Source organism: Mesorhizobium sp. M7A.F.Ca.ET.027.03.2.1 (assembly GCF_003999175.1).
Classification (GTDB): Bacteria; Pseudomonadota; Alphaproteobacteria; order Rhizobiales; family Rhizobiaceae; genus Mesorhizobium.
The window spans coordinates 1-467 of the sequence record NZ_RZOM01001887.1 but is presented as its reverse complement, the minus strand read 5'-3'; the positions used below and the strand labels follow the sequence as shown (position 1 = coordinate 467).

Below are 467 nucleotides of genomic sequence, written 5' to 3'. Positions count from 1 at the left end.
AACCTGCCCAATGCACTCGCGGTCATCGCGATCGCCGAAAAGGGCAGCCTGCTGTTTGCGCCCGACGTCTACATGGACAAGATCGCCATCGGCCCGGGCTATGCGACGGCGTCATCGACATCGACGCCTCGGCGGCTGAGAACATCGCCAGCCTCGCCAGGGCGAAGGGCGTGGCCATATCGGATATCACCACCTGCATTCTCGACCGGCCACGTCATGCCAGGCTGATCGATGCCGTGCGCGCCACGGGTGCCGCGATCCGGCTGATCGGCGATGGCGATGTCGCCGGCGTCATCCACACCACGGATCCGGAAGAAACCGGCATCGACATCTATCTCGGCACTGGCGGCGCACCAGAGGGCGTGCTGGCCGCTGCCGCGCTGCGCTGCACCGGCGGCCAGATGCAAGGCAGGCTGATCCTCGACACGCCGGAAAAGGTTGCTCGCGCGGCAAAGATGGGTATTTCC

The 467-nt window shown here is 65.5% G+C and carries 1 pseudogene; it reads left to right on the top strand.

The annotated features are described in order from the left end of the window. Positions 1–467: pseudogene (locus EN750_RS38610) on the top strand (fructose-bisphosphatase class II); the annotation flags it as partial.